Source organism: Streptomyces sp. NPDC029152, from assembly GCF_055564355.1.
In genome coordinates, this window is sequence record NZ_JBVHWR010000014.1 from 143491 (window position 1) to 161871 (window position 18381).

Annotated in this window: 13 protein-coding genes; 8 read left to right on the top strand and 5 right to left on the bottom strand. The window is 74.8% G+C overall.

The window, feature by feature from the left end:
- Positions 1–345: 345 nt before the first annotated feature.
- Positions 346–570 carry a hypothetical protein gene (locus ACZ4V6_RS27140; protein ID WP_467832333.1) on the bottom strand — a complete coding sequence of 75 codons (225 nt, stop codon included), beginning with the start codon at positions 568–570 and terminating at the stop codon, positions 346–348.
- Positions 571–893: 323 nt separating this feature from the next.
- Here ACZ4V6_RS27140 and ACZ4V6_RS27145 point away from each other — a divergent pair, with 323 nt between their 5' ends.
- Entirely contained in the window at positions 894–3524 is a 2631-nt protein-coding gene (locus ACZ4V6_RS27145; RefSeq protein ID WP_467832336.1) for a SpoIIE family protein phosphatase, read from the top strand.
- A 313-nt stretch (positions 3525–3837) separates the two neighbouring features.
- On the opposite strand, the gene ACZ4V6_RS27150 is transcribed toward ACZ4V6_RS27145, so the two are convergent.
- Together ACZ4V6_RS27150 and ACZ4V6_RS27155 are read right to left on the bottom strand one after the other, a co-directional pair.
- Positions 3838–5736, bottom strand: coding sequence for an alkyl/aryl-sulfatase (locus ACZ4V6_RS27150; RefSeq protein ID WP_467832338.1), 1899 nt, complete (start codon positions 5734–5736; stop codon positions 3838–3840).
- A 559-nt stretch (positions 5737–6295) separates the two neighbouring features.
- Positions 6296–7639 carry an MFS transporter gene (locus ACZ4V6_RS27155; protein ID WP_467832341.1) on the bottom strand — a complete coding sequence of 448 codons (1344 nt, stop codon included), beginning with the start codon at positions 7637–7639 and terminating at the stop codon, positions 6296–6298.
- A 282-nt stretch (positions 7640–7921) separates the two neighbouring features.
- On the opposite strand from ACZ4V6_RS27155, the gene ACZ4V6_RS27160 reads away from it, so the two are divergent.
- Together ACZ4V6_RS27160 and ACZ4V6_RS27165 are read left to right on the top strand one after the other, a co-directional pair.
- Positions 7922–8566, top strand: a complete 645-nt coding sequence (locus tag ACZ4V6_RS27160) for an HD domain-containing protein (RefSeq protein WP_467832344.1) — start codon at positions 7922–7924, stop codon at positions 8564–8566.
- A gap of 8 nt (positions 8567–8574) precedes the next feature.
- Positions 8575–9546: a GlxA family transcriptional regulator gene (locus tag ACZ4V6_RS27165; protein WP_467832345.1), complete on the top strand. Its 972-nt coding sequence runs from the start codon at positions 8575–8577 to the stop codon at positions 9544–9546.
- A gap of 7 nt (positions 9547–9553) precedes the next feature.
- On the opposite strand, the gene ACZ4V6_RS27170 is transcribed toward ACZ4V6_RS27165, so the two are convergent.
- On the bottom strand, positions 9554–9988 hold the full coding sequence (locus ACZ4V6_RS27170; RefSeq protein ID WP_467832478.1) for a hypothetical protein: 435 nt from the start codon (positions 9986–9988) through the stop codon (positions 9554–9556).
- A 129-nt stretch (positions 9989–10117) separates the two neighbouring features.
- Positions 10118–11182, bottom strand: a complete 1065-nt coding sequence (locus tag ACZ4V6_RS27175; protein WP_467832347.1) for an aldo/keto reductase — start codon at positions 11180–11182, stop codon at positions 10118–10120.
- 130 nt (positions 11183–11312) lie between these two features.
- On the opposite strand from ACZ4V6_RS27175, the gene ACZ4V6_RS27180 reads away from it, so the two are divergent.
- From ACZ4V6_RS27180 to ACZ4V6_RS27200, 5 genes are all read left to right on the top strand, one after another.
- The gene (locus ACZ4V6_RS27180) at positions 11313–11933 is read left to right on the top strand and encodes a TetR/AcrR family transcriptional regulator (RefSeq protein WP_467832350.1); all 621 of its coding nucleotides are present in this window, start codon (positions 11313–11315) and stop codon (positions 11931–11933) included.
- 339 nt (positions 11934–12272) lie between these two features.
- Positions 12273–12800: a hypothetical protein gene (locus tag ACZ4V6_RS27185; RefSeq protein WP_467832352.1), complete on the top strand. Its 528-nt coding sequence runs from the start codon at positions 12273–12275 to the stop codon at positions 12798–12800.
- A gap of 448 nt (positions 12801–13248) precedes the next feature.
- A complete protein-coding gene (locus ACZ4V6_RS27190; RefSeq protein WP_467832355.1) occupies positions 13249–15387 on the top strand; it encodes a hypothetical protein in 2139 nt (712 codons plus the stop codon).
- A 50-nt stretch (positions 15388–15437) separates the two neighbouring features.
- Positions 15438–16961, top strand: a complete 1524-nt coding sequence (gene pelF / locus ACZ4V6_RS27195) for a GT4 family glycosyltransferase PelF (RefSeq protein ID WP_467832358.1) — start codon at positions 15438–15440, stop codon at positions 16959–16961.
- Positions 16958–18364 carry a hypothetical protein gene (locus tag ACZ4V6_RS27200; RefSeq protein WP_467832360.1) on the top strand — a complete coding sequence of 469 codons (1407 nt, stop codon included), beginning with the start codon at positions 16958–16960 and terminating at the stop codon, positions 18362–18364. Before pelF ends, ACZ4V6_RS27200 begins: the two co-directional genes overlap by 4 nt.
- The last annotated feature ends 17 nt before the right edge of the window (positions 18365–18381 follow it).

Sequence of the window (18381 nt, forward strand, 5' to 3'; positions counted from 1 at the left end):
CGGTTGCGCTCCGGGGCGACAGACGGGATGCAGCGGGCATTGCGGGCATGACGGCAACGCTCCCCAGTGGGCCGTCCGCGTCACTGCCGGAGCACTGTCGGTGCACGACTCTGGCGGGCCCGGCCAGGGCATGTCAATACATGCTCGATACAAAGCCGTTTCGAGCATTTCCGAGCACGGATGCCGTGCTCGGTAGGCGCGGGCCGACGGAGGCCACCGCCTCGCCCGAGAGCCGCCCGGCCATGAGCGGCGCGGTGGAAGAACCGGGCACGGCGGCTCAGGGGCGTTCTCGCGCGTGGCCCCCGGCCGCGGGCGTCCCGTCGCCGCGGCGCCCGGGCCCGGCCGTCAGAACAGACGTTCCTGCGCGCCGGTCGCCTTCGCGCGCGGCCGGCCTCGGCGCGCGGTGGGCCGCTCGGGTGCCGTGTCCCCGAACAGCGGAGCCGTGCCGTACTCGTCCGGCTCGGCCGGAACGGTGGTGGGGCCGGTACCCACGTTCAGCCGCAGCGGGGCTTCCCGGTCGAAGTCCCCCGGGGTCATCGCCGTCCACTCCCGGTCCTGCCGCTCACCCACGCACCGACACCTCTCTCGCACCGCGAGCCGCGGTCGCCGCCGCTCGGCCTGTTGTGACCGATTCTGCCCGGTCGGCGCCTCGCCTCACCCCGCACGGGGCGCTGCTCGGTGGTGCGGCCCGCGCACGGGGGAGAACGCGGGGCCGCGCGGGAAAGCCGTCGCGGTGATCCGCCGCCCACCGGGCCCGCCCCCGCGGCACCCCTGCGGTCCTTCCGCGCCCCCTCCGCGCCAGTCACCCGGACGGCGGACGGCCGTGGCGGCCCGGCCGTGCCCCGCCCGCACGGCGCCCTGCCTCCCGGCCGTGCGGGGCACACACTGGGGACATGGACCATCCCGATCCGCCGGAGTCGGTGTCACGGTGTTTTCCCGGGGAGGCGCGGAGCGCGGCGCCGGCCCGGCGGTTCGTCCGCGCGGCCCTGGAGGACGTCGCCCCGCACCTGACCGACACCGCGGAGCTCCTCACCGGCGAGCTGGTCGCCAACGCGGTGCTGCACGCGGGCACCGAGATCGAGGTGGAGGTCGGCGTGCACGACGGCCGGGTGCGTGTCGGGGTCGGTGATCGCCGGCCCCGCCGTGGTCCCGTACCGCGCCACTCCCCGCCGTACGCCGGTACGGGACAAGGACTGGCGCTGATCGAGCAGTTGGCGTCGCGGTACGGGACCGACGCGGGCGACGCGCACAAGACGGTGTGGTTCGAGCTGTGGTCCGGCGGCCCGCCACCGCCGTCGCCGGGATGGGAGGCCGCCGTCACGCCGGATGCCCCCGTGAGGACGGTGACGCTCGTCGACGTGCCGAGCGCCCTGTGCTCGGCGACCCAGCAGCACCGACACTCCCTGTTGCGCGAGCTGGCTTTCGCCGCGCTCGCCGGGGACCCGCTGGAGGTGCCGCCGCGGGACCTCGCCGCCGCCCACGACGCCAACAACATGATCAGCTCCGGTCTGACGGCCACCCCGGGCGAGCCGCTCCCCGACACGGGCCCGCGCTCCGTGTCGCTGACGCTCCCGGCCGACGCGGCACCGGCGGTACGCACCCTGCGCCGTGTGCTCGAGACGGCCGAGGAGGCGGCCCGGGAGGAGCGTCTGCTGACCCTGCCGGCGCTGCCGCGCGGACGCGCCTTCCAGGACTGGCTGTTCGACGAGATCGTCGGCCAGCTCGCCGGGGGCCGGCCCACCGCGTGGACCGTACTCCCCCGCGAACCGGAGGTCAGCTCCTCGGACCTGGTGCCGTGGGACGTCTCCCACGTACGGGCCGGCCGGCTCCCGACCATCGCCGCCGACGAGGCCAACCGGATCATCGCGGTGAACGGGCCGGCGGCGGACATGCTCGGCTGGAGCACGGGCGACCTGGTCGGGCGCAAGCTCACCGCCCTCGTCCCCGAGCACCTGCGCGAGCGGCACACCGCGGCCTTCACCTCCCTGCTCCTCACCGGCCGCACCCGCATCGTGGGCCGGTCCGTGCCCCTTCCGGCGCTGCACCGCGACGGCCGACTGGTCCCGGTCCGCCTGTTCATCCAGACCCAGGAGACGGCCGACGGCCGCACCGTCTTCGTCGCCCAGCTCACCCCGCGGGCGACCACGTCGCTCGATGTGCCGGACGTGGCCGACGGCAGCCGGCAGGCCCCGCCGCCGGAAGGCGGCAGGCGCCGCGCGCCGTCCGCTCCCGAACGGGACCGGAGGCCGGCCGGCGCCGGTCACGGCATGTCGGCACTGGACCGGCTGGCCCTGCTGGCCGACACGGGGGCCGAGCTCAACAACACCCTGGACCTGGACGAGGGACTGCGGCGCGTCGGCCGGCTGGTCACGCGGCGGCTGGCCGACTGGTGCGCGGTGGACCTGTTCACCGAGCACGCCCGGGTGGACCGCGTCTGCGTCGTCCACCGGGATCCGCGCGGGCTGCGTCCCGAGGCGTACGAGGGCCGGCTGCCGCCGGTCTCCGACGTCTCGCGCGGCCCGCTGGCCCGGGCGCTGCGCGGGGCGGGGCCCCTGCTGCTCACCGGAACGCCGGCACAGGCCGTGAGCGAACTCGACCAGGACTACGCCGCCCTGCTCCGCGGGCTCGGTGCGAGCAGCACCGTCGTCGCCCCGCTGCGCGCCCGCCGGGAGATCTTCGGCGCGCTGACCGTCACCCGGACGGCCGGAGCCCCGCCGTTCACCGAGGAGGACCTGTCCCTCGTCGACGACCTGGTGCACAGCCTGGCCCTGGGCGTGGACAACGCCCGGCTGTACCAGCGGACCCGCAGCATCGCCGAACGGCTCCAGCTCTCCCTCCTGCCCGTGCTGCCGGACGTCGGACACCTGCAGGTGGCCGCCCGCTACGCCGCCTCCTCCACCACCGCGCAGGTCGGCGGCGACTGGTACGACAGCTTCGTGGTGCCCGGCGGGGACGTCGCCGTGGTCATCGGCGACGTCACGGGGCACAATCTCGACGCGGCCATCGCCATGAGCCAGCTGCGGAGCATGCTCCGGGGCATCGCCGTGGACCGCAAGGAGCCGCCGGCGGAGGTGCTGCACCGGCTGGACCTGGCGAACCACACTCTTCACCAGGAAGCCACCGCCACCTGCGTCTACGGCATCGTCAAGGGCCCCGCCGAGGGCCCCTGGGAGCTCCACCACTCCTCCGCCGGCCATCCGCCGCCCCTGCTGACCACCCGGGACGGCGAGACCCGCTACCTCGAACAGGGCGCGGGCCTGCTCCTCGGCATGGATACGAAGGTGGCCCGCCGGACGGCCCGCGACGTGCTGCCGGCCCACTCGACTCTGTTGCTGTACACCGACGGTCTGATCGAGCGCCGGGGCGAGGTGCTCGACGTCGCGTTCGACCGCCTGCGCCGGCACACCGCCGACCTCGCCCGCGAGTCCCTCGACACGTTCTGCGACGAGTTGCTGATCGGGCTGGGCGCGGACAGTGCCGACGACATCGCCGTCCTCGCCCTCCGCCCCACCCCGGCCGGCTGACCGGCGGGTCCGGACCCTCGGGCGGGGGCCGGCCGGGCCGGTCCGACGACCGGAGGCCGGCGATCCGTTCGTGCGGCTCGCCGGGGACCCGCACGGCCGCGGTGGTGCGGGGGCGGCGGTCGGTGCCGGCGGCGGGCAGGGCCCGTTCCAGGGCCCGGCTCGGGGGCAGCCGGTGCGTGGTGCTGCCGCGCAGGAGGCGGCGGGCCCGGGCGGACGCCCGGCGTCTGCCGGGCGGTCGACGGGGCCGCGCGCCGGTTCGGGAGAGGCCCATGGGCGGGATTCCGGGAGTCGGCGGGCTCGCGGGTCCGTCGGGTCACGGCGTGACGATGGCGAAGCCCGGGTCGGGGCGTTCCATCAGGCCGCCCAGGGTCGTCAGGGCGGTGATGTCGCCCTCCGTGCCGATCCTCCCGTCCTTGACGGCCTCGGGGAACGTGGTGGCGCGGCCGACGACCGCGTCGAGGGTGGCGCGGGTCAGCCGCAGCGTGAGGTGCGGTGCCTCCCCGCGCGGGGCGTCGCCGGGCATGGGGGTGAGGGCGCCGTTGGACAGCAGCAGCGTCCACACCTCGGCGGAGGGGGCGGGGACCGTGTGGTCGTCGGGAGCGGTGATCTCCCAGCGCAGGAGGAGGCGTCCGGCCTCGGCGGCCCGGGGGCCGTGGACGCGTACGGCCATGGACCGGAAGATCTGCTCGACGGTCAGCGCGGCGGTGATGCCGGACGAGGCCCCGCGGCCGGGCGTCGGCAGGACGCCGCCCGCGCGCAGTTCGGCGGCTCCGGTGAGGTAGAAGTTGCGCCAGGGGCCGCACTCGGAGCCGTGGCCGAGGCGTTCGAACGTGTCGGCCTGCAGGGCGCGGGCCTCGGCGTGCCCGGGGTCGGCGAACAGGACGTGGTTCAGTACCTCGGCGACCCAGCGCAGGTCGCCTCGGTCGAAGGACGCGCGTGCCTTGGCGACCACGGCGTCGGCGCCGCCCATGAACTCGGTGTAGCGCAGGGCGGCCTCGCGGGGCGGGTGCTGCCACAGGTGTGCCGGGTTGCCGTCGAACCAGCCCATGTAGCGCTGGTAGACGGCCTTGGCGTTGTGGCTGAGGGAGCCGTAGTGGCCGCCGATGTGCGCGCGCTTCTCCAGTGCGGGCGGGAAGCGGAGTTCCTCCGCGATCTCGGCGCCGGTGTGTCCGGCGTTGATGAGGCGCACGCACTGGTCGTGGAGGTAGGCGTAGGCGTCGCGCTGCTCCTCCAGGAAGCGCAGGGCGCGGTCCTGGCCCCAGGTGGGCCAGTGGTGGGAGGCGAAGACGACGTCCGTGGCGTCGGCGAACAGGCGGAGGGTCTCGGTGAGGTACCGGGCCCAGGCGCTGGGGTCGCGGACCAGGGCGCCGCGCAGGGTGAGGACGTTGTGCAGGGTGTGGCAGGCGTTCTCCGCCACGCAGAGCAGGCGCAGGTCGGGGAAGTGGATGTTCATCTCCGCCGGCGCCTCGGTGCCCGGGGTGAGCTGGAAGACCATGCGGACGCCGTCGACGGTCTCGCGCTGCCCGGTGGTGTGTACGTCGAGGGTGGGGGCGAGGAGGCCGACGCCGCCCAGGGAGGTGGTCTGGCCGAGGCCGCAGCCGATCTGCCCCTCGGGTCCCTTGGGCAGGGCGGCGCCGTACATGTAGACGGAGCGGCGGGCCATCGCGGGGCCGGTGATGACGTTCTCGCCGGCCGCGTGCTCGAGGAACCCGGCGGGTGCGATCACCGGGAGCCGCCCGGCGGCTGCGTCCGCGGGGTCGGCGACGCCGAGGACGCCGCCGAAGTGGTCGATGTGCGAGTGGGTGTAGAGGACGGCGGTGACCGGGCGGTCACCGCGGTGCTCCCGGTACAGGGCGAGGGCCGCGGCCGCGACCTCGGTGCTGATCAACGGGTCGATCACCAGGACGCCCCGGTCGCCCTCGACGAAGGTGATGTTCGACAGGTCCAGGCCGCGGACCTGGTAGACGCCGGGCACCACCTCGTACAGGCCCTGCCGGGCCGTCAGGCGGCTCTGCCGCCACAGGGACGGGTGCGCGGTGGGCGGGCAGTCGCCGTCGAGGAAGGCGTAGGCGTCGGCGTCCCAGACGGTGCGGCCGGACGCGTCCCGCACCACGCCCGGCCGCAGGCGGGCGATGAACCCGCGGTCGGCGTCGGCGAGGTCCTGGTCGTCGTCGGCCGGACGGTGGGCGGGGACGGGCGGGGTGCCGGGCATGTGGTCCTCCTCGGGTCGCGGGTGCGGGGTGGTCGGGGGCGGAGCGGGTCAGGACGGGGCCATCGGTCCCTCGGCGGTGCCGTCGCGCCGGATCTCCGAGGTGCCGGCCGGCACCCGGGACACGCGCCTCCTGTGGAGGAGGTGCTCGATCCCGTGGCCCCGGGCGGATCCGTCCTCGTCGTGGATCCGCGCCGCCGTCTCGAGCGGACCCGTCGGTCCCGGGGCGGGGCCGGGGACGGCCGGCACGTCCTCGCCGGCGTCGACGGGGGCCCGGCCTCGTACGGGGCGGGGTGTCCTGGCCGGCGACGGGCGCTGCGCGTGAGGCGGATGCCGAGGTTCACCGACGGACTCCTGTGCGGCTCGGGGCGGCCGGGCGATCCGGGCCCGGACGGGCACCCCGATCACTGTACTGTCTGAATGTTTATAGACGCTTTGTTCGTTAAAGATTTACCTGTCAAGAGTCCGTGGCGCGACCCCGCCCGTACGGACACGCGTCGCCGGGCCACGGGGCCGGCCCGAGGGACGGCAGGCCGGTTCCCCGCCCCGCGCCCCGCGGCGCTCAGCCCTCGCCGCCGAGGGCGCGGGCGTCCCGGGCCGGGCGGATCAGGGCCATCGCCGCCACGCCGCACGCGGCCAGTACGACGGCCGAGAGCAGGAAGGCCGCCGAGTACCCCGCGGTCTCGGAGGCGGCGCCGTCCACCAGGCGGCCCGTGAGGAACGGCACGAACATGCCCGGCAGGGTGCCGGTCGCCGCGACCACCCCGAAGACGGCGCCGCGCCGGGCCACGGGGACGACGGCGGCCGTGGTCACGTAGTGCAGGGGCAGGGCGACCGAGTGACAGGCGAACGCCACGGCGATCAGGCCCAGTTGCAGGGGACGCCGGTCCACGAGGGGCAGCAGGGCGAGCGCCGCGCCGGAGACCAGGACCGCCGTGCCCTGGGCGATGCCGTCGGTGGCCCGTCCCGCCCGGCCGCGCCGCTTGCGCCGGTCGACGAACGCGGGCACGGCCAGCAGCAGGAGCAGGCTCAGCACCGACACGGTGCTGATGGCGGCCGACGCGCCCGTGGCGCCGAAGCCCAGCTCGGTCTGCAGGTAGACCGGCAGCCAGGCGTTGGACAGCGCCAGCGCCCAGTGCGAGCCGAAGGCGCTGAGCACACCGCCCAGGACGGTGCCGCTGAGCAGCAGACTCCACAGCGGGGCCGGCACGGCGGCCGCGGGGCCGGCGGTGTCCGGGGCGGGGGCCTTCGCGGCCGCGCGAGGCGCCGGCGCCGCCCCGCCGTACGGCCCGTCCCTGCCGACGGCGTACCAGACGACGCACCAGACGGCGCTGGTGATCGCCAGGGCGACGAAGGCCGAGCGCCAGCCCAGGTTCACGATGAACCACGTCAGCACGGGCGCCGAGACGGCCGTGCCGAGGGCGGCGCCGCCGATCTGCAGGGCCGAGGGCATGCCGCGCCGACCCGGCGGGAACCACGCGTACAGCGCATGCATGGACATCGAGGCGGCCGGGCCCTCGGCGGCCCCCAGCAGCAGGCGTCCCGCGATCAGCGCCGGCACGGTCGCGACCAGGGCCGGCAGCTGGGCGACGGCCCAGACGGCGGCCATGACGAGCAGCAGGGTGCGCGTGGACCACCGGGCGGACAGGAGGCCGACCACCAGGCCGGAGACGCTGAACAGCGCGTAGAAGGAGCTGGAGACCAGCCCGTAGGTGCTCTTGTCCATGCCCAGCTCGTCCATGAGCGGCACGGCGGCCAGACCCAGGACGGACTTGTCCGCGTAGTTGACCATCATGAAGACGACGACCATCACGAGGACCAGCCAGGCGCGGGGCCGGTCGAACGGCGGCGGCTCCGAGGCCTGTTCGGGCGAGGAGCGTCGGGACGGGAGGGGGCGGACGACCACAGCGGCTCCATGGCTTGCCGCTCGTCACTGACGAGCTACTGAACGAACTGTTCATTAACTTTCTTCTAGTCCGGCAACGTAGTTCGCTCCCCTCCCCGGGTCAACGGTCGTGACGGGACCGATGTGCGAAACCGCGGGCCGGACGTGACCGGGAACCGCGCCGGGTGCGTGTCCGCATCTGTGGGTCGTACGGCCGGATGGCCATGGCGCCGCCGTCGGGCCCTCCGCAGACTGGACACGGCCGCCGGAGATACCGGCGGACCGACGAGCAGGTGGCTGACGATGACGCATGACGCTTCCCCGGCCGGAGTGCCGGTCCCGGACACGAAGCTGGCCCGCGAGGCGACCGAACTGGTGCGGGACAGCACGAGCGAGCTGATCTACGACCACTCGCGCCGGGTGTACTTCTTCGGAGCCCTCCAGGGCCGCAACCGCGACCTGAGCTTCGACCCTGAGCTGCTGTACATCGGCGCGATGTTCCACGACCTGGGGCTGAACGAGTCCTTCCACGCGAGCGGACGGCGCTTCGAGGTGGACAGCGCCGACGAGGCGCGCCGCTTCCTGCGCGCCCACGACGTGCCCGAGGACGGCATCCGCCGGGTGTGGACCGCGATCGCGCTGCACACCACGCCGGGCGTCCCCGAGTTCATGGAACCGGAGGTGGCGCTGGTCACCGCGGGTGTGGAGTACGACGTCCTCGGCATCGGTTACCACGACGTCCCCGAGGAGGAGCGCGCCGCGGTGGTCGCCCTGCACCCCCGGCCCGACTTCAAGCGGCGCATCCTCGCGGCCTTCACCGACGGGGTGCGGCCCAAGCCGGAGACCACGTTCGGCAACGTCAAGGCCGATGTCCTCGCGCACTACGTGCCGGGCTTCGAGCGCGGGGACTTCGTGCGCACGATCCTCGACTCCCCGTGGGCGGAGTAGGCGACGGCGTGCCCGGGCGGCGCGTGGTGGCGGTGACGGCCTTCGAGGGGGTGCAACTGCTCGACGTCACCGGTCCCGCCGAGGTCTTCACCACGGCCAACCTCTTCGGCGCCTGCTACGACGTACGGGTCGTCTCCCCCTCCGGTGCGCAGGTGCGGACGTCCTCGGGGGTGCGGGTCGGGGTGGACGGCGGGCCGCGGGACCTGCCGGCCCGGCTGGACACCCTGGTGGTGACCGGGCGGCGCGAGTGGCGGCGGGCCGTCGGCGACCCGGACCTGATGACGCTCGTGACGGGGCTCGTCGAACGCGCGCGCCGGGTCACGTCGGTGTGCGCGGGCGCCTTCCTGCTGGCCGAGGCCGGGGTGCTGGACGGCCGGCGGGCCACGACGCACTGGCGGCTGGCCGACCGCCTGGCGACCGCTTATCCCGGGGTGGCGGTCGAGGCCGACCCGGTGTTCGTCAAGGACGGTCCGGTCACCACGTCCGCCGGTGTGACGGCGGGCATCGACCTGGCGCTGTCCCTGGTCGAGGACGACCACGGCGCGGACCTGGCGCGCGAGGTGGCACGCGAACTCGTCGTGTTCATGGCCCGCCCGGCCGGCCAGTCGCAGTTCAGCACGCGTCTGGCACCGGGCGAGGCACGGCACCCCGCCGTGCGGGCCGTGATGGACGCGGTGACGGCGGATCCCTCCGCCCCGCACGGCCTGGAGTCCCTGGCCCGCGACGCGGGCGTCAGCGCACGGCACCTGCGCAGGCTCTTCCGGGCGGAGACGGGGGCGACCACGGTCCAGTACCTGGAGTCCGTGCGGCTGGAGAGTGCGCGGGCCCTGCTCGAAGGGGGCAACGAACCGGTCGAGGCGGTGGCCGCCCGGGCCGGTTTCGGGTCGTCCGAGACCATGCGCCGGGTGTTCCAGACCTCGTTGGGCGTCACCCCGACCGCCTATCGGGCCCGGTTCCGCACCACCGGGGTGTCCCGGTGACCTGCCTTCACGCCGCGCGTGCCCGGTCCCGCACCACGCGCAGGGCCGCCGTCGGGGTGTGGGCGGCCCTGACCCGGTAGGTCGTCCTGGCCGGGTCGGTCAGGGGCTCGCCGAGCGTGATCCGGCCGGCCGCGTGCAGCCTGTCGCACTCGGCGGTCGGCAGCGCCACGTAGCAACCGCCCCTGCCGGTCGCGGAGTCCAGCGGCCGCCAGTAGCTGTATCTGCGCCGTCCGCCCTCCCGGACGGTGACGAAGACGGGGGTGCGCGCGTCGGAGACGATCCGCAGGACGTCGGCCTCCGCGGGGCTCAGGGGACCGCTCGAGCGGGATCGCCGGCGCGCCGGGGCGGGCGCGGCGCCGAGGGGAGGGACGGCACCGAGCCGGGCGGGGCGGCCGGTCGCGCGGGCGGCGACGGTCTGCGGGAGCAGGGCGGTGGGCGGCATCGGCATGGCCTTTCCAGGTCAGTGTCTCGAGACCGCCTACCCGGTTCCGCCGGTGTTGATCTCGCTTTCGCCCGCATTCTTCAGTACGACACTGACAATCCCGCCGCCCCGCGCTCCCGTCGCGCCGGCTCAGGCACCGGCCGGGACCGCGCCCGCCCTGCCCAGGGGGTGGGGATTGAGGCGGGCGAAACCCTCCTGTCGTTCGTAGGGGAAGTAGGGGTAGGGGGCGGCCTTGGCGCTCGCGGCGTCGAGACGGGCCACCTGGTCCTCCGTCAGGGACCATCCGACGGCGCCCAGGTTCTGCCGGAGATGTTCCTCGTTGCGGGCGCCGATGAGGACCGAGGAGACGGTCGGGCGCCGCAGCAGCCAGTTGATGGCGATCTGGGGAACGGTTCTGCCGGTCTCCTCCGCGACGGCGTCGAGGGCGTCCACCACCCGGTAGAGGTGGTCGTCGTCGACCGGCGGGCCGTAGTCGGCCGTGGCGTGCAGCCGGCTGCCGGCGGGGATCGGCCGGCCGCGGCGGATGCGGCCCGTCAGCCGCCCCCACCCCAGGGGACTCCAGACGACGGCTCCGACGCCCTGGTCGAGCCCCAGCGGCATGAGTTCCCACTCGTAGTCCCGGCCGACGAGGGAGTAGTAGACCTGGTGCGCCGCGTACCGCTGGTACCCGTGCCGGTCCGCGTCGGCCAGCGACTTCATCAGCTGCCAGCCGCTGAAGTTCGAGACGCCGGTGTAGCGGAGCTTCCCGGCCCGTACGAGGTCGTCGAGGGTGGACAGCACCTCGTGGACCGGGGTCCGCGCGTCGTAGGCGTGCAGCTGGAAGAGGTCGATGTGGTCCGTGCCCAGCCGGCGCAGGGCCTGCTCGACCGCCTTGATCAGACGCGCCCGCGAGGTTCCGGCGTCCGCCGGGCCGTCGCCGGTCGGAAGACCGGCCTTGGTGGAGATGATCACCTGGTCACGGCGTCCCCTGACGGCGGCGCCGAGCACTTCCTCCGACGCGCCGCCGGAGTAGACGTCGGCGGTGTCGAACATGGTCACCCCCGCCTCCAGGCTGATGTCGACCAGCCGGCGCGCCTGCTTCTCGTCGGTGTCGCCCCAGGCGCCGAAGAGTTCTCCGCGCCCGCCGAAGGTGCCCGCGCCGAAGCTCAGCGCCGGGACCACGAGCCCCGACTCGCCCAGTCTCCTGTATTCCACAACCGCATCCCCTCGTCCGGTCGCCCCGTCGGTCGAGCGACGCGGCGACACCCCTTTAACGGGACGTTCGTTCCGTTAAGATGTCCACACGTTAGCAGGGACGAGTCACTAATGGAATCGGAGTACCGTTATGACGTCTGACAGGGTGGAACCGGGCACCGTCCGCCCGGGCGGCCGCACGGCCCGGGTACGGTCCGCCGTCCTGCGGGCCGCCGGCGACGCACTGGCCGAACACGGCCTGGCCGGGCTGGACCTCGCCGACGTGGCCCGTCGCGCCGAGGTCGGCAGGACCACGGTCTACCGCCGCTGGGGGACCCCGGCCAACCTGGTCGCCGACCTGCTGACGGACATGGCCGAGCAGTCGCTCCCCCGCACGGACACGGGCAGCCTCTCCGGCGACCTGCGCGCGAACGCCCGGCTCGTGCAGCGCACCCTGGCCGACGCACGGCAGGGCGCGCTGTTCAAGGCGGTGATCGCCGCCGCCACCTGTGACGCGCAGGCGGCAGCGGCCCTCCACCGGTTCTACGACACCCGCGTCTCGGAGTGGGAACCCTGCGTACGGCAGGCCGTCGAGCGCGGTGAACTGCCACGGGACACCGACGCGCGCGAGGTGGTCCGCGCCGTCTCCGCCCCCCTGTACTACCGTCTGCTGACCACCGCCGAACCGCTCGACGAGGCGACCGCGGACCGCGCCGCGGAAGCCGCTGCGGCGGCGGCACGGGCGGGGGCCTTCGCGACGGCCGGACACTGAGGAGGACGGAGGCCCGGAAGGCGGGACGACCCCGGCCCGGCACGGACGACGAGTACGCGGGCGCGCCGCCCGGCGGCGGACCCCCGGACACGGACCGCTTCCGGCGGGCACGCGGAATCCGCCATTGCCGCCGGCGCACCGGAGCGGCGAAGCGGCCCGGCGCGGTTCCCGGCCGGACGGACGCGCGCACGGCGCTGTCGTGCGCGAACACCGGCCGGCTCCCGCCGCGGGAGCATCACCACGGATCCTTCACCGGACGCACACTTCCAGCCGACCCGTGTTCCCGCCGTTCCGGGTGGTGCAGACGGTGCGCGGTGCCCGTGCCTAGTGTCCCGGGCCATGCGAACCACACGAACGAGACGCTTCGGTCTCGCCACCATCATCGCCCTCGCCCTCGCCCTGTTCGGCCTGGCGCCCTCCGCGAGCGCCGCCGAACCGGGCCCGGCCGAGCTGTCGTTCAGCACCGACGCGGCGACCACGCAGCCGGGCGGCGCGGTGAACCTGTCGATGACGATCAAGAACAACAAGACGTACGACATCTGGTTCGTCTACCAGACGATCGACCCCACCTGGCTGACCACCCAGCGCCCCGACCTCAAGTACAGCTTCACCGGCTGCAGCCTGGCCACGGAGAACGGGGCCGTGCCGTGTTCCGGGACCGGGCCGGCCAACCTGGGCGCCAACTACGGCGCCACCATCCCGCCCGGCCAGAGCCGCACCGTCACGCTGACGCTGCAGGTCGCCGCCGACTCCGGCTGCAACGGCAACATCGGCTTCTACTCGTACTACTACGCCGAGTTCAGCGACTCCACCAGCGTCAACGGCGGCCCGGTCTACACGCCGGAGACCCGCGTCCTGTGCGCCTGACCGCACCTCTCCCCGCGTACCGAGCACCGGCGGCGGCCGGCCCCACGACGGGCCGGCCGCCGCCGCCCCGTGATCACGCGTGACCTGATCTCGCGCCAGGGCCGGCCGGCGCACTGGTGGAGACCTCTGGCACCGAGACCCCGCGGAGCCTGGTGTTCCGCGGCCGCTCGGTTCCGTTTCACAGCAGTACACAGGCCCTGCGGCGCGTTCGACCTGCCGGGACGCGGCGCCGACCGGCGACCGGGGGACGCGCCGGCAGGGGGCGGATGGACACATGTACTTTTCCGTCAAGTTCCGCAGCAGGCACACGAAAGCTCCACACAGACCTCACTATGTGACACGACGGATGCGTCGACGACCGGCGTCTCAGGGGGACGGCGGCGTGGTCATGGGGTGGGGGCTCCGAAGGGGGCGGCCGACCCCTGTCCGGGGGAGGGAATCTCACCGCATGAAGCGGACCATTCGCACGACGGCGCTCACAGTGGGCGCGCTGATAGCGTCGCTGGCTCTACCGGCCGGCACGGCCCGGGCGGACGCCCCGGCACCGCGCATCGACCTGCGGGTGCTGGTCGTGAGCGACGGCGGACCGGCCACCGACGCCATCGCCGCCGAGCTGGAGACCGCGGGGACGCCGTACACGGAGATCGACCTCGCAGCCGCGGGCCGGCCGACGATCGACGCCGGCTTCCTGGCGGACACCGTGGACGGACGGCCCCGCGCCAAGTTCCAGGCCGTGGTCATGCCCAACGACAACCCCTTCCCGGCGGGCTCGGGCGAGATGGCGGCGCTGGCCGCCTACGAGAGGACGTACGGGATCCCGCAGGTCGACGCGTACACCTACGCGCGTCCCGAGGTCGGGCTCCAGTACGCGGTCGGCACCGGGTACGCCGGCAGCCTGGACGGCGTGCGGGCCGAGGTGACGCAGGCCGGTCTGGCGGGCCCCTTCGGCTATCTGGACGGGGCGGTGCCGTTCGAGGACAACTCCCCCACCGTGGGCGAGTCCTACGCCTACCTGTCGACGCCCGCGCCGGGCGCGGACTTCGTCCCCTACGTCCAGGCGGCGATACCCGGGCGGGCGACGAAGGGCTCGCTGGTGGGCGAGTACCGGCACGACGGGCGGCGCGAGCTGGTCGTCACCTTCGTCTACAACCGGTACCAGCAGCAGTTCCGGCTGCTGGCCCGGGGCATCGTGGAGTGGATGACCGGCGGGGTCCACCTGGGCGCCGACCGCAACTACTTCGCGGTCCACGTCGACGACGTGTTCGCGGCCGACGACCGCTGGGACACCCAGCTCAACTGCACGCCCGGCGACGTGGACTGCGCGCCGGGCGAGGGGACGCCGAACCCGATCCGCATGGTCCCCGCCGACGTCGACCACGCCACCGCCTGGCAGGACAGCAGGAACTTCACCCTCGACCTGGCCTACAACGGCTCCGGCAGCGTCGACCACCGCGAGGACAACAACGGCGCCGACCCGCTCGCCGACAAGCTGATCGCCGAGCGCGGCGCGTTCCGGTGGATCAACCACACGTACACGCACGCCTTCCTCGGCTGCGTCCAGGACGTCAGCGTCGTGCCGTGGAAGTGCGCCACGAACGCCGACGGCAGCACCCGGTGGGTCTCCCGCAACGAGATCGCGGACGAGATCGCCACCAACCGCGTCTGGGGCCAGGCGGCAGGACTCCCGCTGGACAACGACGAGTTGGTGACCGGTGAGCACTCCGGGCTGAAGGTGACCCCGCAACAGCCGGTGGACAACCCGAACCTGGGCCCCGCCCTGACGGACAACCGTGTCGCCTGGCTCGGCTCGGACAACTCCCGCGACCCCGTGCAGCGCCGGGTCGGCAGCGCCACCACGGTCTCCCGCTACCCGATGAACATCTTCTACAACGCCGGGCGGGCGGCCGAGCAGGTCGACGAGTACAACTGGATCTACACCAGCCGCGCCCAGGGCGGCAGCGGCATCTGCGAGGACAATCCGGCCACCTCCACGTGCCTGACCGCACCGCTGGACCCCGCCACCGGCTACACGGACCACATCGTGCCCCTGGAGACGCGGATCGCGCTCGGGCACGTCCTCGCCAACGACCCCAAGCCGCACTTCATCCACCAGTCGAACCTCGCCGAGGACCGCATCGCCTACCCCGTCCTCGACGGCGTCCTGGACGGCTACGCCGGTCTGTTCGCCGACAACACCCCCGTGGTGAACCTGCGCATGGAGGCCATCGGCGTCGAACTCCAGCGCCGGGCGGCCTGGCAGGCGGCCGTCGACGCCGGTCACGTCACCGCCTACCGCGTCGGCGCGGCCGTGACCGTCGAGGCGCCCGGCGGCGTCGCCGTGCCGGCGACCATGCCCGCCGGCACCCAGCGCGCGGGCACGGGCTTCGGCGACGCCTACGCCGGTGCGGTGTCCGGCTGGACCACGCCCGGGGCCGGGGACGCCCTCGCCCTCACCCTGCCGTCGTCGGCCACCGCTCCCCAGGTGGCCGCCGGTTCCGGCGACACGGCCGCCACGACGCCGGCCGCTCCGCGCACCCGGGTACCGGCCGGCGTGAGCGAGCCGGTGCCCCACGGCACGGAGCGCTGAGCGCCCACCGCAGGTCCTGCCACCCCACACCCCGGCCGTGGAGCACATGAATGCACGTTCCCCACGGCGCGCGGCGCCCCGGCGCGCCGCGCGTCACCCTGCTCACCGAAGGTACCTACCCGCACAGTCACGGCGGAGTGAGTGTCTGGTGCGACCAGCTCGTCACCGGCATGCCCGACCTGGACTTCGACGTCGTCGCCGTCACCGGCACCGGGCGCGAGCCGGTCGTCTGGGACGTCCCCGGGCACGTCTCCCGGGTCGTGTCCGTGCCCATGTGGGGGCCCGCCCCGCAGGGGCGCCCCCCGCGCGGGCGCGAGCTCAACCGGCTCGAGGCCGCCTACGAGCGGTTCGTGACCGCGCTGCTCGACCCGCGGGCCGAGGACGGGTTCGGCCCCGCCCTGTACCGGATGGCACGGGCCGCCGCGGACGGCCGGCTGAGCCCCTTCCTGCGCGGTGACCGGGCGACCGGCGTCCTGACCGCCGTCTGGAACCGGCCGGGACTCGCCGTGCGCGAGGCCAGGCCCACCCTCCACGACGCGGTGACGGCGACCGGCCTGCTGGAGCACGCCCTGCGGCCGCTGGCCGCCCCGTGCCCGGAACAGGGCGTGGCGCACGCGGTCAGCGGCGGCGTCGCGGTGCTGCCGGGGCTGGCCGCCCTGGAACGGCACGGGGTGCCCCTGCTGCTGACGGAGCACGGCGTCTATCTGCGCGAGCGGTACCTCGGTTACCGCACGGCGCCCTACCGGTGGCCGGTGAAGGCACTCGTCCTGGGCTTCTTCCGGCTGCTCGCGGAGGAGACCTACCGCAGGGCCGCCCTGATCACCCCCGGCAACCGCTACAACCGGCTGTGGGAGGAACAGGGCGGCGCCGCCCCGGAGTCCATACGCACCGTCTACAACGGCGTCGACCCGGCCGCGTTCCCGCCCGCCGGTCCCGAGCCCGCGGAGCCCGTGCTCAGCTGGGCCGGCCGGGTCGACCCGATCAAGGACCTGGAGACCCTGATCCGCGCCTTCGCCCTGGTGCGGGCGGAAGTACCCGCGGCGCGGCTGCGGCTGTTCGGCGGCACCCCGCGCGGCGGCGAGGCCTACCGGGAGCGCTGCGAGGCGCTGGCGGCGCAGCTCGGTCACGGCGACGCCGTGGCCTTCGAGGGCCGGGTGGAGGACATCAAGGACGCGTACGCCGCCGGGAACGTGGTGATGCTGTCCAGCATCAGCGAGGGCTTCCCCTTCACCCTGATCGAGGCCATGTCCTGCGGCCGGGCGACCGTCTCCACGGACGTCGGCGGTGTCCGGGAGGCCGTCGGCGACACCGGACTCGTCGTACCGCCCCGCGACCCGGCCGCCATGGCCGCCGCCGCCCTGGAGCTGCTGGGCGACCCGGTGCGGCGCCGGGCGATGGGCGAGGCGGCGCGGCTGAGGGTGATCGAGCAGTTCACGCTCCGGCAGACCATCGACACCTTCCGGTCCATCTATCTGGAGCTGTCGGCGTTCGGCGCGGCCGCCACGGCCCCGGTGGGCGAGCGGGAACCCTTCGCGGCGGTGGGCGCGGCACCGGTGAGGAGCGCGACCGGATGAGCGGACCCATGTCGCTGGAGCCCGGCGGCGCGGAGCAGGACACGCTGGCGCTGCGCCTCGCCGACACCCGTACGCCCGCCCCGCGCGCGGCCGACCACCACACGCTCGCCCTGGTGCGGCCCGGGTACGGCGCGCAGCACGCGGCGGTCGACGGGCTGGCCGCCGAACTCGCCGACCGCATCGCCCCGGCCGTCCACCCCTACGAGGTGGCCGCGCTGCTGGAGTCGGAGGGTCTGACCGGCGAGGTGATCGCGGACCGGTACGGCCACCGCGACCTCTTCTCGCTGGCCACGGCGTTGTACGAGCGTGTCCCGCGCACCTTTCCCGAGCCGCCGCTGCCCGCCGACCCCTGGCGGCCCGACCATGTGCGCTGCGCGCTGCGCGGCGCCCTGTTCGCGCTGCCCGGTCTCGGCTACGCGCTCGCCGGGCGCCTGCTGCCCCACGGCGGCACGGTGACCGCGCTGGTGGTGGCGGGGCTGGTGTCCTGGGCGTGGAACCAGGCGCTGGGCCACCGGGCGTACCTGCGCCTGGCGACCGGGCGCCGGGAGGCGGGCCGCACGCTGCTCAAGGGGGCGCCGCTGGGCGCCGCCGCCGCGGTCGCCGCCGGGGCGCCGCTCGCCGGGTCGGGCGCGGCGGCGGCGGCCGTGGCGGTCCAGTCGGGCTACCTCGCCGCGGCGGGCGTGCTGCTGGTGCTGGGCCGGGAGCGGCTGCTGCTGGCCGCGCTCGTGCCGGTGGTCGCCGGCTCCGCGGTGCTGCCCTGGTGGGAGCCCGGGGGCCTGCTGCGGGCCGGCCTGCCGCTGCTGTCGCTGTGCGGCGCGGCCGGTGCGGCCGGCTGGGCGCTGCGCGGCACCCTGACGGCGGCGCCCGTACCGGGGGCCACGCGTCCGCGGCCGTCGCGGTCGCTGCCGTACGGCCTGTTCGGTCTGGCCGCCGGGGTGCTGGTGTTCCTGGCGGGCCGGGAGCAGCCGTGGGCGGTGGTCGTGCTGACCGTGAGCATGGGTCCGGCGGAGTGGCTGCTGTACCGCTTCCGCGGTCTGTCGGTGGCGGCGCTGCGGGCCACCGCCACCCCGGCCGGGTTCCGGCTGCGTGCGGCCGCCGTCCTCGCCGGCTGCCTGCTGGCGTACGCCGGGCCGCTGGTCCCGGCGGCGCTGCTGGTGGACGCCGACCCGGTGGCGACGGCGCTGCTCGCGGTGGTCCTGTGGACCTCGCTGCTCCTCCAGGCCTTCGGCGTGGCCTGGCCGCCCGCCGCCCTGTGCCTCGCGGCGGCCGCGGGCGCCGGCGCCGTCGCCCTGTACGGCCTCCCACCGGGTACGGCGGCGCTGCCGCTGTGCTGCGGGATCGCCGCGCTCTGTCTCACCGGGTGCGCGCTGGGGCTGCTGGGCCGGCCGGCCGCCCATGCCTGACCCCGGCCGTCCCGCAC